The sequence below is a fragment of the Thalassospira profundimaris genome (assembly GCF_003326755.1).
Taxonomy (GTDB): Bacteria; Pseudomonadota; Alphaproteobacteria; order Rhodospirillales; family Thalassospiraceae; genus Thalassospira; species Thalassospira profundimaris_B.
In genome coordinates this window covers 149,749-164,337 of record NZ_JPWH01000008.1, presented here as the reverse complement: position 1 = coordinate 164,337, position 14,589 = coordinate 149,749, and the positions used below count along the sequence as shown (strand labels likewise).

Annotated in this window: 11 protein-coding genes; 9 read left to right on the top strand and 2 right to left on the bottom strand. The window is 55.7% G+C overall.

What is annotated here, in order from left to right:
- Positions 1–117: 117 nt before the first annotated feature.
- Positions 118–1,131 carry a mitochondrial fission ELM1 family protein gene (locus TH25_RS11475; RefSeq protein WP_114088611.1) on the bottom strand — a complete coding sequence of 338 codons (1,014 nt, stop codon included), beginning with the start codon at positions 1,129–1,131 and terminating at the stop codon, positions 118–120.
- A 237-nt stretch (positions 1,132–1,368) separates the two neighbouring features.
- Here TH25_RS11475 and TH25_RS11465 point away from each other — a divergent pair, with 237 nt between their 5' ends.
- The 7 genes from TH25_RS11465 to TH25_RS25420 all read left to right on the top strand — a co-directional run bounded on the left by TH25_RS11465 (position 1,369) and on the right by TH25_RS25420 (position 11,006).
- Complete coding sequence (locus TH25_RS11465; protein WP_114088552.1) at positions 1,369–3,519, top strand: sensor histidine kinase; 2,151 nt, start codon at positions 1,369–1,371, stop codon at positions 3,517–3,519.
- Between the two features lie 51 nt (positions 3,520–3,570).
- On the top strand, positions 3,571–4,929 hold the full coding sequence (locus tag TH25_RS11460) for a sigma-54-dependent transcriptional regulator (RefSeq protein WP_114088551.1): 1,359 nt from the start codon (positions 3,571–3,573) through the stop codon (positions 4,927–4,929).
- Between the two features lie 374 nt (positions 4,930–5,303).
- Positions 5,304–6,299, top strand: coding sequence for a TRAP transporter substrate-binding protein (locus TH25_RS11455; RefSeq protein WP_114088550.1), 996 nt, complete (start codon positions 5,304–5,306; stop codon positions 6,297–6,299).
- A gap of 37 nt (positions 6,300–6,336) precedes the next feature.
- A complete protein-coding gene (locus tag TH25_RS11450) occupies positions 6,337–6,909 on the top strand; it encodes a TRAP transporter small permease (protein ID WP_114088549.1) in 573 nt (190 codons plus the stop codon).
- Positions 6,910–6,932: 23 nt separating this feature from the next.
- Positions 6,933–8,342, top strand: a complete 1,410-nt coding sequence (locus TH25_RS11445; protein ID WP_114088548.1) for a TRAP transporter large permease — start codon at positions 6,933–6,935, stop codon at positions 8,340–8,342.
- Between the two features lie 311 nt (positions 8,343–8,653).
- Positions 8,654–9,883 (top strand): multidrug effflux MFS transporter, encoded by a 1,230-nt coding sequence (locus TH25_RS11440; protein ID WP_114088547.1) that lies wholly within the window; start codon positions 8,654–8,656, stop codon positions 9,881–9,883.
- Positions 9,884–9,959: 76 nt separating this feature from the next.
- Positions 9,960–11,006 (top strand): DinB family protein, encoded by a 1,047-nt coding sequence (locus TH25_RS25420; RefSeq protein WP_258549121.1) that lies wholly within the window; start codon positions 9,960–9,962, stop codon positions 11,004–11,006.
- A 22-nt stretch (positions 11,007–11,028) separates the two neighbouring features.
- Here TH25_RS25420 and TH25_RS11425 read toward each other — a convergent pair whose 3' ends face one another.
- Positions 11,029–11,814: an enoyl-CoA hydratase/isomerase family protein gene (locus tag TH25_RS11425; RefSeq protein WP_114088609.1), complete on the bottom strand. Its 786-nt coding sequence runs from the start codon at positions 11,812–11,814 to the stop codon at positions 11,029–11,031.
- Between the two features lie 259 nt (positions 11,815–12,073).
- Here TH25_RS11425 and TH25_RS11420 point away from each other — a divergent pair, with 259 nt between their 5' ends.
- On the top strand, positions 12,074–12,766 hold the full coding sequence (locus TH25_RS11420) for an orotate phosphoribosyltransferase (RefSeq protein WP_114088546.1): 693 nt from the start codon (positions 12,074–12,076) through the stop codon (positions 12,764–12,766).
- Between the two features lie 150 nt (positions 12,767–12,916).
- Positions 12,917–14,584 carry a peptide ABC transporter substrate-binding protein gene (locus TH25_RS11415; protein ID WP_114088545.1) on the top strand — a complete coding sequence of 556 codons (1,668 nt, stop codon included), beginning with the start codon at positions 12,917–12,919 and terminating at the stop codon, positions 14,582–14,584.
- The last annotated feature ends 5 nt before the right edge of the window (positions 14,585–14,589 follow it).

The following is a 14,589-nucleotide window of genomic DNA, read 5'->3' as shown; positions in this document are numbered from 1 at the left end:
GTTGATATGCGGGTTCAAGCCCGCCTCTTTCAACCCGTAAACCTATGCCGGTTCGGAAATGATGCAATGTCAAAGCCCGCGAATTTAATTCCAGACTGTTGGTCATTCAAGACCCGGTTACTCGCCAATCAGCGCCAAGCACCGCTGTGCAACCAGGCGTGCCGGTTGCAGGGAGGGATGGGCAAAAGCCTCGATCTGGTCGGGCATTTGTGCCTTCCCCGCCGCCTCGCCATAGGCAAGAAGCCGGGCATATCCCCGGTCCAGCAGGGTTTGATGCAACCGGCGATGGCGCGGGGCGGCAATGCCGTCGGGGGCATAAATATAAACACCGCCCGGCGCGGCACAGGCCTCGCAACACATGGAAACGGAATCGCCCGTCACAATTAAAATATCGGCCAGTGCCAGATACCCGAAATAGGGATTTTCCCCGGTACTGTTCCAGCCATGCAAATGAAACGGCACATCAGCCTGTTCCAGATAATCGGCAATCAGGCTTTCATTTTCCTGCCCGGTCCGGCGGCTGGTTGTCACCAGCAGGGACCCGCCGCTTTGCCCGGCGGCATGAAGGGCCATTTGTGTGACCTCGCGGGCCATCTCGGCAGTAAAGCGCGTTTTTTTCGTGCTGCCGCCAATAATCAGGGCAATGCGGGGTGCGGGCATGTCCTTGAACCGCTGCCGCCAGGCCTTGCCCTCCAGCACCAGTCGCGCCTCGCTAATGCGGTGCGGCGCACCGGGAATGGTCAGCACATTATTTGCCGGGGCAACACCATCATGGGCGGGCACGGCAATCAGATCAAAATCACCCTCGCCGCCATCGGGCCGCATGATCTGGCAAAGCCGGGTTTTGCCGCCACTTTGTTTTTTGATCCAGCGCGCCACCGGTGCGGTACGTCGCCCCGCCGCAATCACCAAATCCGGCCAGGGGGCATGCAGCCTGCCACGCGATCGCGGCGCAACCCCCATCAGCGAGGCGCGGCGCACAAAATTTGGCAAACGTGCAGCCATGCCATAGGCGATATCAATCCGCTCAAACGGGCAGGCCATTGCCTCGGCAATGCCGATGGCCTGGTTGACATTCCCCGCCCGATCATCGGCCAGCACCCAGATCCGGTTTTTGCCGGTGTCAGTCATTGTGGTGTCCGTCATCATCACCCGCATGCTTGCCAGGCCGCCGAAACAGGGCCGCTTCCCCTGTTATAAAACAGACGCAAACAATTACCAGCCCCTGCACAAAATCTTTCTGCCCGTTCCATGCCCCCGCCATCAAACAGGGATGAAAAAACGCGCCTGGCGTCGTATAAGGACAATAAAACAATAGCCTCCATCGGTGATGGCATCACCTCAGCAAACCGGGAAACGTCTGACAGCATGTTAACAACGTCACGATCCGTCCGCCGTACTGCACGATTTGTGCTGGTGGGCATGCTGTTACTATTGCCGGTTACGGTTTTCATCAGCATGCAGGGCTGGCGCGAAAGCCGCCTCGTCACGTTAGAAGAGGAAGGCCGCAATAAACTGGAACTTTACCGGTCCAATCTGCAAGGGGCGATCAAGGAACATGAATATCTTCCGATCACCCTGGCATCAGACCGCCGCATCATCGCCCTTGCGGAAATGGATCACCCGACCGCAGCCGATACCAGCGAGGTCAATCGTTATCTTGAAAAGCTGGCGGCGGACAGCGGCGCATCCGACATTTATTTCATGAATAATAACGGCGATACGATTGCCGCAAGCAACTGGAACAGCAAGGCCTCGTTTATCGGGCGCAATTTTGGTTTTCGGCCCTATTTCAAGCAGGCCATGGCTGGCAATACCGGGCATTATTTTGCTTTTGGCATCACATCAAACGTGCCGGGTTATTATATTTCCCACCCGGTCCTGATCAATGGCCGGGACATTGCCGGAGTGATGGTGGTCAAAACCCACCTTGAAACCCTGGTCAAACGCTGGGCGCGCGGCGGGGAAAGTGTGCTGGTCGAGGATGAAAACGGCATTGTCATTATTTCGTCCCACCCCGAATGGCGGTTTCGCGATTTGCGCGGCCTGCCTGATGGTCAGCGTAGCGATGTGATGAAATCGCTGAAATATGGTGATTACCCCTTAACCCCGATGCCGGTGACAAAAGGCGACTGGCCGCAGGACGGCGTCATGTCCACCATCGAACTTGCCGCCATCGCGCCCGAGAATCCAGCCAATATTGAGACCATCCCCGAAGATGATCGCCCGGCGGATGACGGCACGACAGCCCCGCCCGCACAACGCGGCACGGAAAATATCCGCCCTTCGGTTGCCGGTTTCCCCGAGCCATCAGCCGAAACCCGACAAAAAACCGACCCGGTTTCCCCCTCCATCACGCGTTATTTGACCATCGGCAGCACATTGCCCCGCCAGGGCTGGCGCATTTTCCTGCTTACGGACAAAACCGTTCTCGATCAGTCGATTTTGGCGGTCGCCTTTATTGCCGGGGCCATTCACATCATCATCATGGGGTCCATCTTCACCATGTTGCAGCGTCGCCGGGCCATGCTCGAACAGCTTGAAATTCGCGACTGGTCGCAACGGGAACTGGAACACCAGGTCAAGCTGCGCACCGCCGATTTGATGGATACCAATGTGCGCCTGGCCGAAGAAATTGCCGAACGCCAGCGCACCGAAGATGCCCTGCGCACCGCCCAGGCCGAATTGATCCAGGCGGGGAAACTGGCCGCATTGGGGCAAATGTCCGCCGGGATTGCGCATGAAATTAACCAGCCCCTGACCGCCATTCGCAGCTATGCCGACAATGCCCGCCAGTTTTTTGCCCGCGGCCAGACCGAACCGGTGGAACGCAATCTGGGCCGTATTGCCGAACTGACCGAACGCATGGGCCGCATTACCAACCACCTTAAAACCTTTGCCCGACGCCCCGAATATGACAGCGGCCCGGTTGAGCTGGCCCATGCCATGCAAAAGGCCATCGATCTGGTGCGCGAAACCGGGCGCATCGGCAATGCCGTTATTCATTTTGTCCGCCCCGATGCCACATTGCGTGTCATTGCCGAAGAAACCCAGCTTGAACAGGTTTTTGTCAATCTGCTGACCAATGCCGCCGATGCCAGCCGTGATCAGGATGATGCCCGCATTGACCTTGGCGTCACCAGCCAGAATGACCGTGTTCTGGTAACAGTGCGCGATAACGGCTCCGGCATTTCCGACCAAACCATGCACCAGTTGTTTGACCCGTTTTTTACCACCAAACCGTTTGGTGACGGGTTGGGGCTGGGGCTTTCGATCTGTTATGGCATTTTACGCAGTTTTGGCGGCACCATTCGCGCCGAAAACCAGCCGGGGCCAGACGGTGGGGCGTGTTTTACGGTCGAACTGCGCAACGCCGATAAAACCGCCAGCAGTCCTTTGGGGCGCAATGGCTCGACGCAGCAGGCAGCCGGTGCTAAAACACCTGACGATACAAACGGTTTTCAAAAGGCTGATGCCCAACTTTCCCGCGACAGGACAGACGGCCCGCCCGATGAATAACCAGATGCGATCATCCGATCCCCTTTCCGTGCCGCGACCAGAGGATAAGCAGTGACCCACCCCTGCGAACATGTGCTGTTTGTCGATGATGATGCCGATGTGCGGGAAGCCGCACAGCAAACGCTGGAACTGGCGGACATCCCGGTTGAATGTTTTGACAAACCGGAAAAGGCACTGGAACGTATTGCCAATGGCTGGCCGGGTATTCTGGTCACAGACATTCGCATGCCGAAAATGACCGGTATGGAGCTTTTGCACCGCACCGTCGAAATGGATGCGGAAATGCCGGTGATCCTTGTGACCGGGCATGGCGATGTGGCAACCGCCGTCAAGGCCATGCGCAGCGGGGCCTTTGACTTTATCGAAAAGCCGTTTGCGCCGGATTATTTCGTCGATATTGTGCGCCGCGCCTGTGCGCATCGTCGCCTGCAAAGCGAAAACCGCGCCCTTAAGGCCGAACTGGCCCGTCACCTGCCCGCCAGCAATGGCCTGATTGGCCGCACCCCGGCGATGGAACGGCTGCGCAGCCTGATTGGCAATATCGCGCCGACCAATGCCCATGTGCTGATTAACGGGGAAACCGGCGCTGGCAAGGAAGTTGTTGCCCGCACCCTGCACGATATGTCGGGCCGGACCGGGCCGTTTGTTGCCATCAATTGCGGTGCTGTACCCGAAAACCTGATTGAATCCGAGCTTTTCGGCCATGAAGCCGGGGCCTTTACCGGGGCGGACCGCAAACGCATTGGCAAATTTGAATTTGCCGACAAAGGCACCGTTTTCCTTGATGAAATCGAAAGCATGCCGCTTTCGCTGCAAATCCGGCTTTTGCGCGTGTTGCAGGAACGCGCGCTGGAACGTCTTGGCTCCAACACGGTGCAGCCGATTGATTTGCGTGTTGTTGCCGCCACCAAAGTGGACCTGCGCGAGGCGGCCACGCGCGGGGAATTTCGCGAAGACCTTTATTACAGGCTTAATGTTGTGCAACTGCACATCCCGCCGCTGCGCGAACGCAAGGACGACATCCCGCTTTTGTTTCAGCATTTCCTCAAACAGGCCGAAGACCGCTTTGGCCGCAGTTTCGCGCCGCTAAACGCAGACGAACTGGCAAAATTCACCAGTTATGACTGGCCGGGCAATGTGCGCGAATTGCGCAACGCCGCCGAAAGGCGTGTTCTGGGCCTCGAGAGCCTGGCAGGGGACACGGCCGGCACCACCGACCCCACATTGCCCCTGCCCCGCCAGGTTGAAGCATTCGAGAAAAACCTGATCTGCGAGGCCCTGCGCAAACATGGGGGCAATGTGACCGCCACGGTGGCAACACTGGCAGTGCCGCGCAAAACCTTTTACGACAAACTGGCGAAATACGAAATTTCCCCGGCCGATTTCCGCAATCGCACCGACGCCGATTGACCCGGCTTTCGCCCCGCCCCACAACGCACACAAAACTTTAACGCGAATAATGCGTGCGATTTTTCGTGGCATTTCACTGCAAATTGCCACATGCTGTTTCAGAACCAGATCAGACACGCGAAATTATGTGCGAAAATCCACACATATGCACTTTTTCGTGTGCGGGAATCATAACAAAAATAACGACTTACGCTGCATTGCACCATTGCCCAAAAGCAGGCCAAATAGCTGATATGCTTTGAGGTTATAGCGTGCGCAACAAACTGGCCCGATAATTGCTTTATCAGGGCAGCGCCTGTTACGGCGGGACAGAATGACGCCTTATCAATGGCGCACAATTGGGAAAACGCATTAAGCTTTTAGGGAGAATATGTATGCGTCCGGTTACCAAAAAAATCTTGATCGCAAGCACCGCACTGCTGGCTGGCCTGGGCATGGCCTACAGCGCATCGGCGCAAGAAATCATCAAGTTTTCGCACGTTGTTGCCCCCAACACCCCGAAGGGTAAAGCTGCCGATTATTTCAAAAAACGGGCAGAAGAAATCCTGGGCGACAAGGTGAAAGTCGAAATTTACCCCAACTCCCAGCTTTTTAACGACGACAAGGTTCTGCCGGCCATTTTGCGTGGTGACGTGCAGTTCGGTGCACCGTCGCTGGCCAAATTCGGCAAATGGACCAAAAAACTCGGCATTTATGACCTTCCGTTCCTGTTCAAGGACATGAACGCCGTAACCTGCTTCCAGGACAGCGACGATGGCAAAAGCCTGTTTAACGCCATGTCCGACAAGGGCCTGACCGGCGTTGGCTACTGGCATAATGGTCTCAAGCAGCTTTCGGCCAACAAGCCGCTGCGCGAACCGTCCGATGCCAAGGGTTTGAAATTCCGTATTCAAAGCTCGGACGTTCTGGCCGCCCAGTTTGAGGCTGTTGGTGCGGTTCCGCAGAAAATGGCATTCTCCGAAACCTATTCGGCCCTTCAGACCGGCGTTGTTGATGGTCAGGAAAACACCTGGTCGAACATCTATTCGCAGAAATTCTACGAAGTGCAGGATTACATCACCGAATCCAACCACGGCCTGCTGGATTACATGGTCGTCACCTCGACCAAATGGTGGGATGGTCTGGACCCGGAAATCCGTGATGGTCTGGCCCAGGCCATGAGCGAAGCCACCAAATATGGCAACGATCTGGCTGCCGAACTGACCGCACAGCAGCGCCAGGAAGTGATCGATTCCGGTGAAACCAACCTGATCGAACTGACCGACGCGCAGTTCAAGGACTGGCAGACGGCGATGAAGCCGGTCTGGAACCAGTTCTCGGGCGAAATCGGTCAGGACCTGATCGATGCCGCGGCTGCCTGCAACAAGTAATTCCCTGTAAATCTCTCTGGACAAGGGACCGTTTACGATGATCTCGACGGTCGTTAACCGGCTGGAGGAGGGCTTCATAGCCCTCCTGCTTGCCGCTATGACTACGCTTACCTTCGCCAATGTCATTGCCCGGTATGTCTTTAATTCCGGCATCACATGGGCCTTGGAAACAACCCAGTTTCTGTTTGCCTGGCTGATCCTGTTTGGCATGTCCTACGGGGTTAAAATTGGCAGTCATATTGGTGTTGATGCGCTGGTAAAACTGTTTCCGGCAACCTTGCAGCGCGTTATCGGCCTGGTCATTGTCGCGGCAGGCCTGCTTTACTGCTTCTGGATCACCAAAGGCGGCTGGGAGCTGGTGGCCTTTAACCACATGCTGGAAATGGAAGCCGAGGATTCGCCTGTCATGCTGTGGGTGGTCTATCTGATCATGCCGGTTGGCGGCGCCCTTCTGGCGTTTCGCCTGGCCCAGGTGGGATGGCGGATCATTGCCGGCAAACAAACCGGCTTTACCCTGGCGGACGAAGCCCGCGAAGCCATCGACCAGCTTGGCAACAAGGCTGATGTCCATGACGATACGACGGGCGGTTCACACCGTTCGGCATCCTAGGCAGCAAAGAGGAATCGCCTCCCATGACCATCGCATTCCTGTTTGTTCTGCTTTTCGTGATGATGGCGCTTGGCGCACCCATCGCGCTGTCGCTGGGTGTGTCCTCGCTGGCCACCATCCTGCTTTTTGGCAGTGACAGCCTGGCGACCCTGGCAGAAAAACTTTTCAGCGGGATGGAGCATTACACCCTTCTCGCCATTCCCTATTTCATTCTCGCCTCCACCTTTCTTTCGACCGGCGGTGTTGCCCGCCGCCTGATCAATTTTGCCATCAATTCCGTGGGCTGGTTCCCCGGTGGTCTGGCGATGGCCTCGGTTCTGGCCTGTATGCTGTTTGCCGCTGTTTCCGGCTCCTCCCCGGCAACGGTTGTCGCCATTGGTTCCATCGTCATTGCCGGTATGGTGCGCTCGGGCTATCCGCAAAACTTTGCCGCCGGTGTGATTTGTAACGCCGGGACACTGGGCATTCTGATCCCGCCCTCCATCGTGATGGTGGTGTATGCGGCGGCAACGCAGGTTTCGGTTGGCCGCATGTTCCTGGGTGGCGTTATTCCGGGCCTGATGGTTGGCATCATGCTGATGCTGGCAATTTATGTGGTGGCAAAAGTCAAAAAACTGCCCAAACAGGACCGACCCAGCCTTGGCAAATGGGGCGGCAGCCTGCTGTCGGCATCAGGCGGCCTGTTTCTGGTCATTCTGATCATGGGCGGCATTTATGGCGGGGCCTTCACCCCGACCGAAGCCGCCGCCGTGGCGTCGTTTTATGCCATGCTGGTCGCCGTGCTGTTTTATCGCGACATGGGCCCGATCAAGGATCAACCCTGGATCCCGAAAGGCGGCAATACCGGCTTTGGGGCCATTGCCACGCGCAATATCGGCCTGATGGGCAAGGCCATTGTTCTGCTGCCCTTTGACAAGGACATTCGCCACGTCCTGCTGGAAGCGGGCAAAGTGACCATCATGCTGATGTTCATCATTGCCAATGCCATGCTGTTTGCCCATGTGCTGACCACCGAACGCATTCCGCACACCATTGCCGAAACCATCATCGGCTGGGGGCTTCCGGCCTGGGGTTTCCTGATTGTGGTTAATATCGTCCTGCTGATTGCCGGGAACTTCATGGAACCGTCCGCCATCCTGATGATCATGGCGCCGATCCTGTTCCCGATCGCCATGAAGCTGGGCATTGATCCGATCCATCTTGGCATCATCATGGTGGTTAATATGGAAATCGGCATGATCACACCACCCGTGGGGCTCAACCTGTTTGTCACATCGGGCATAACGGGGATGCCGTTGCTCAAGGTGGTCAAGGCGGCCTTCCCGTGGCTGATGATCCTGCTGGTCTTCCTGATCATCATCACCTATATCCCCGCCATTTCCACATGGCTTCCGACCCTGCTGATGGGTCCGGAAAAGGTGATGAATTACTAGGGTTTCCATCAACCAAACATATGCAGGGGGCATTCTGGCAACGGAATGCCCCTTTTTATTTGTAAAATTGCATGGCAGCCATTCAGGGCTGTATCATCATGCCTGTTTGAATTACGCCGGTTTTTATGGATAATAAAAACCATTGAATCGTTTCATGTTATATCAGGCAGGCAAAGCGTTCGTATCGGGAAAAGCCGACGGACGTAAATCATTTTGTGCGGAAAACCACGCGCAAAAATCCGTCCGCCCGAGCACGATTTTAGCCACAATACGTTATTTACAGTGACGCCAACCCGGGATCGGACTGCCCCATGAACAGCAAGACAGCTGCGCTCAATACCAAACGGCTTGCCATTTTGCTGGCCGCGCTCACGGCGATCGCGCCTTTCGCGATTGATACCTATCTGCCTGCCATTCCGGCGATGGCAAAGGATTTTGGCGCGCCCATTCATGATGTCGAAGTTTCCATCAGCTGCTTTCTGATCGGCTTTGCCCTGGGGCAGCTTACCGGCGGGCCGATGTCGGACCGTATTGGTCGCCGCCCCGTCGCGCTGACCGGCCTTGCCATTTACGTGTTTGCCAGCGCCATTATCCTGACGGTGCAAAGCCCGCTTGCGCTTAATATCATGCGCTTTGTCCAGGCCATTGGCGGCGGTTTTGCCCTGGTGATTGTCGGGGCATCGGTACGCGATTTGTTTGATGGCAAGGAAGCCGCGCGGATGTTCGCCCTGATTGCGGTGATCATGATGATTGCGCCGCTGGTCGCCCCCACGGTGGGCGCGGGCCTGCTGGCCTTTTCAAGCTGGCGGTCAATTTTTGTCCTGCTGGTGATTTATGGCAGCATCATGCTGGTGATTATCTGGATGAAACTGCCCGAAACCACCCGGCTGCGCCCGCGTTATGCGGGTCCGGCGCGGCGTGTCTGGTGGACCTATCTGGAAGTTTTGCGTACCCGCAATGCCGTGGGTTTCATGATGGCCCATACCGGGGCCAGTGCGGTGATGTTCAGCTTCCTGACCGACTCGCCTTTTATGTATATCGACTATTTCGGCGTTGATGCCGCGCATTTCCCCTATCTGTTCGGGGCCAATGTGCTGACCATCGTGTTTTGCAACCGCATCAACAACCCGCTGCTTAAACGCATGGAATGCCATCAAATCCTGGCGATTGGCGTTGTGGTGCAACTTGTTGCGGCAGCAGCCCTGTTTGTCGCCTGCAACTTCTTTACCCCGTCGCTTTATGTGGTCGTGCCGCTGGTGATGATCTCGGTCGGGGCGATTGGCCTGACCGCGCCGAATGCCACCGCATCCTTCATGCAGTATTTTCCGCATATTGGCGGCACCGCCACCGCCCTTATGGGCACCATGCAGTTTTCCTGCGGCGCGCTGGCCGGGGTTTTTCTGGGCTGGTTGCACAATTTTGAAAGCGGGTTATGGCCGGTCACAACCTGTATGCTGGGCTTTGGCATTTTCGCCAACCTGATGACGCATCTGGTTGCCAAACCCAAACAGGTCACGGAAAACACGGCAATGGCCGCCTGAAAACAGGCCATTGCCCCCTTAATCCCAGGCAGCACGACACGCGCCCTGCCATCCCCAACAGGGAAAGATACAGCACATGGCATTACTGGACTTTGACGGCAGCGGTCGCATCATGGCGCAGTATAATGGCTGGCAAAATCAGGTGCTGTTTGATTTATGCCACCAGATCACTGATGAAGCCCGCCATATGGACCGGAGCCTGTTTTGGGGCTCCATTCATGCCACGCTCAATCATATTCTTTATATTGATCAGCGCATCTTATCCCTGCTTCAGGGTCATGAGCCCGGTCCATGCACGCCAAACACCATCCTGACGGATGATTTCAGGACCCTGTGCCACCTGCGCAAGGAAACCGACACCGCCATCATCCAATTTGCCCATGAGGACAGCCCAAAGCACTGGCAGGAAAAAACCCGCCGTCTGCATGGCCTGGATGGGACAAAACACGACATTCCCCTACAGATCTTTTTCCTGCACATGTTTAACCACCAAACCCATCATCGTTCGCAAGTCACCAGCGAACTTTACCGACTGGGTCTGGATTACGGGGTGACGGGCATGCCCTTCACACCCGAAATGCCCCTTTCGCCTAGAAAAAACAGGAACAATAACATGCCACTAATGGATTTTAACGCCTGCGGGCGCGAAATGGCCCGCTATAACCGCTGGCAAAACCGCGTCCTGTTTGATTTGTGTGACCAGATCGGCGATGAGGCCCGCCGGGGGGATCGCGGCATGTTTTTTGGCTCCATCCATGCCACACTTAATCATATTCTGTATATTGATCAGCGCATTACCACCCTGCTGAAGGGCGGCAATCCGGGGGCTTTTACGCCAACCATCACCCTTGCCGATGATTTTGCCGAGCTGCGTAAAATGCGCGAAGACATGGATGCCTATCTGGAAACCCTGACCGATCCTGAAAATAGCGGCTGGCAGGACAATATCCGCACCCTTGCCGATGTGAACGGCGTTGTGCGGGATGTGCCCTTGCAGGTGCTTTATATGCAGATATTCAATCACCAGACCCATCACCGTTCACAAATCACCAGCGAATTGCACAAAATGGGCGTGGATTACGGCATTACCGACGTTCCGTTAACACCGGGCATGCCATTCTGAGCTGATTTACGCCGCGATATTCCTAGCGTCCCTGGAAGACCGGTTTGCGTTTTTCCAGGAACGCGGAATAGCCTTCCTCGAAATCGTCGCTGTCAAAGGCGAGATAGCCATCGTCAAATTCGCGCGGCGAAATGGTGCCGCCCTCAATCAGGCGATTGATCATTTTTTTGTGCATCCGCTGACTGATCGGTGCCCCCCGGGCAATCCGGCCCGCAACATTTTCGATTTCGCCATCAAAATTTTCCAGCGGCACGACCTGGCTGACAAAACCGATTTGAAGGGCGCGGGCCGCATCAAACATCTGCCCTTCAAACAGGATTTCCATCAGGGTGGCCCGCCCCAGCACATCGAGCAGAATTTGCAATTCCGGGTATCCCAGGGTTGCGCCCAGCTTCATCGGCGGCATCATGAAACGGGCATCATCGGCGGCAATGCGAAAATCACACGCGGCCGCCAGCACCATTGATGCCCCCACACAAACCCCTTCAATCGCCGCAATCACCGGATGCTGGCAGGACTGGATATTTTGCAGGGCCTCGGCATGGAGCAGGCCATATTCCCGCGCCTTGTTAAAACCGCGCCGTTCGCGCACAAATTCATGAATATCGGCCCCGGCGCCAAACCCGGCCCCTTCGCCGCCACGAATAACCACACAGCGCAAATCATCCATTGCCCCCAAATCGGCAATCATGCGCGAAAGTTCCGCCCACATCGGCTTGGTCAGCGCGTTTTTACGCTCCGGCTGACAAATGGTGACAGTGGCAATCCCCCCATCAATATCCGTGACCAGTCCGGCATCATTTGTCATGGGGGCACCCTCTTTCACAATGGGATCAAAACACTTATCGATACCGCGAATTGCCTGTTTTGCCAATCGGCGACTCATCGGTTGATCGAACAGACTGCTATTATAACCTGTATTTGTATCATCCCGCCACACGGGCCATGACGGGCTCCCGGAAACAACTATTCTTCAATCCTGACCAATTAGACAGCGGCTTTTCTTTGCGCTTTTGCGCAGAAACGGCTAAGACGGGCCGTTATCCGAGCCCAGAGGAACTTCAGCCATGTCAGATCAGTCAAAAACAGCATCGCATTGTTCATATGCCGCCAAAACTGTCGCCCGTATCCTGCTGGATATCAATGCGGTCAATTTTCGCCCGGAAGAACCCTATATCCTGACATCCGGCTGGGCCAGCCCCACCTATATTGACTGCCGCAAGCTGATTTCGTTTCCGCGTGCGCGCCGCAAAGTTATTGACCTTGCCGCGCGCCAGATTTCGGATCACGCCGGGTATGAACGCTTTGACGCGGTTGCCGGGGGCGAAACCGCAGGCATCCCCTATTCTGCCTGGCTGGCAGAGGCGCTCGACCTGCCGATGCAGTATGTTCGTAAAAAACCCAAGGGTTTTGGCCGCAAGGCCCGCATTGAAGGCGATATTCATGAAAACCAGCGTGTTTTGCTGGTTGAAGACCTGGCAACGGACGGCGCATCGAAGGTCAATTTCGTCAATGCCATCCGCGAAGCCGGGGCCGAATGCAAACATGCCTTTGTCGTGTTTTTCTATGGCGTGTTCCCCAATGCGCTGGAGGAACTGAAAAAGGATGACATCGAACTGCATTATCTGTGCACCTGGCACGATGTGCTCGCCGTTGCCGAAGAAGGCGCATATTTCAGCAAGGACGCCATTGACGGCGTGCGCGATTTCCTGGCCGATCCGATCGGCTGGTCCAAGGCACATGGCGGCAAGCACGACTAAGCTGCGAATTGCATGAACCCAGTTTCAAGGTCGCCCAAACCGGGCGGCCTTTTTTCGTGGCAACATCCAGGCATTGCACCGCACTTCAAATTCAATCACATTGAAGAACAATGAAAATTCAGCGGGCCCGCCCGCTTAACGGAGGCATGAATGCGCAAGTTTTTCGGGATATTGCTGCTGGCATGGGCCACGATCATTACCTCAACCAGCCTTGCCAAGGCCGAAGAAACCCTTAAAATCGGCATTAGTGGCTATCCCGAAACACTGCATCCCGCCTTTTCATCCTCGGCCGTGCAATCCTATATCCTGGGCTTCGTGCGCCGCCAGATCATGGTTTATAATCATGACTGGAAAATCGCCTGCATGATGTGCGATACCGTGCCATCCTTTGAAAATGGCCTGGCAAAGCGCGTGCCCTTAAAGGACGGCAAGGAAGGCGTACAACTTAGCCTGTCGCTGCCGGAAAATGCCAAATGGGGCGATGGCGAACCGCTGACCACACAGGATGTCGCCTTTAGCATCGAGGTGGGTAAAAACGAAAAGGTCGCGGTTGCCAACAAGGAAGTTTTTAACCGCATCGTTGATTTCAACATCATTGATGACCATCACTTCACCGTCACGATGGACCGCATCGATTACAGCTATAATGCCTTTCTGGGTGTCGAAATTCTGCCTGCCCATCTTGAAAAACCGGTTTATGACCAGGACCCGGCGACCTATCAGAAACGCAGCCTTTATGTCACCGCCCCCGATACGCCGGGCCTGTGGTTTGGCCCCTATCTGGTCAAAAAGGTGATTACCGCGAGCGCGGTGATGCTGGAGGCCAACCCCTATTGGTGGGGCGAAAAGCCGCAAATCACAGCCATTCAATTGCGCAATTTTGAAAATACCGCCGCGCTGGAGGCATCCCTGCGATCGGGCGAGATTGATTACACGCCCGGCGAAATCGGCCTGTCGATTGACAAGGTTATCGCCTTTCAAAAGCGGTTTGGTGACAAATACGACATCATCTATAAAAAGGGCCTGTTCTATTCTCATCTTGACGTAAACAGCGCCTTTGCCCCGCTGGGCGACCGTCGGGTGCGCCAGGCCCTGCTTTATGCCATTGACCGCGATGAAATCAGCCAAAAGCTGTTTGCCGGCAAAAACACCCCGGCGCTGGATTTCATTCATCCCGATGATCCGGTCTTTACCGATGATGTCGCGCATTATCCGTTTGATCCGGCAAAGGCCGATGCCCTGCTCAACGAAGCCGGATGGACCCGCACCGGCACTGCCATGCGCAAAAATGCCAAGGGCGAAACCCTGCATTTCACCCTGTATGGTGCGACAGAAAGCAGCACCGGGCAGTTGATCCAGCAGGTATTACAGAACCGCTGGAAACAGGCGGGCATTGATGTGGATATCCTGAACCAGCCTGCCCGGGTTTTGTTTGGCGAAACCCTGCCGGAACGCAAATTTGACGGGCTGGCGATGTTTGGCTGGCTGTCCGCCCCCGAACATCTGCCGCTGACCATTTTAAAATCCGACCAGATCCCGACCGCCGAAAACCATTTCGAGGGACAAAATTATACCGGCTATGACAACCCGAAGGTTGATGCCCTGATTGACCAGATCGAACTGGAACTGGATTTCAACAAGCGCGTACCGCTATGGCATGAATTGCAAAAAATCTATGCCACCGACCTGCCCGCCCTGCCGCTTTATCATGGGGAACAGGGGTTCATTTTCCCCAAATGGCTCAAGGGCATTCGCCCGACGGGGCATATGTATCCCAGCTCGCTATGGGCCGAACAATGGTACCGGACGGATCAGTAAACCAT

Excerpts from the sequence above, each read along its gene's own strand:
- TH25_RS11425 (WP_114088609.1), bottom strand. The coding sequence starts at position 11,814 with ATGACAAATGATGCCGGACTGGTCACGGATATTGATGGGGGGATTGCC.
- TH25_RS11465 (WP_114088552.1), top strand. The coding sequence starts at position 1,369 with ATGTTAACAACGTCACGATCCGTCCGCCGTACTGCACGATTTGTGCTG.
- TH25_RS11415 (WP_114088545.1), top strand. The coding sequence starts at position 12,917 with ATGCGCAAGTTTTTCGGGATATTGCTGCTGGCATGGGCCACGATCATT.
- TH25_RS11445 (WP_114088548.1), top strand. The coding sequence starts at position 6,933 with ATGACCATCGCATTCCTGTTTGTTCTGCTTTTCGTGATGATGGCGCTT.
- TH25_RS11420 (WP_114088546.1), top strand. The coding sequence starts at position 12,074 with ATGTCAGATCAGTCAAAAACAGCATCGCATTGTTCATATGCCGCCAAA.
- TH25_RS11475 (WP_114088611.1), bottom strand. The coding sequence starts at position 1,131 with ATGACTGACACCGGCAAAAACCGGATCTGGGTGCTGGCCGATGATCGG.
- TH25_RS11440 (WP_114088547.1), top strand. The coding sequence starts at position 8,654 with ATGAACAGCAAGACAGCTGCGCTCAATACCAAACGGCTTGCCATTTTG.
- TH25_RS11450 (WP_114088549.1), top strand. The coding sequence starts at position 6,337 with ATGATCTCGACGGTCGTTAACCGGCTGGAGGAGGGCTTCATAGCCCTC.
- TH25_RS25420 (WP_258549121.1), top strand. The coding sequence starts at position 9,960 with ATGGCATTACTGGACTTTGACGGCAGCGGTCGCATCATGGCGCAGTAT.
- TH25_RS11455 (WP_114088550.1), top strand. The coding sequence starts at position 5,304 with ATGCGTCCGGTTACCAAAAAAATCTTGATCGCAAGCACCGCACTGCTG.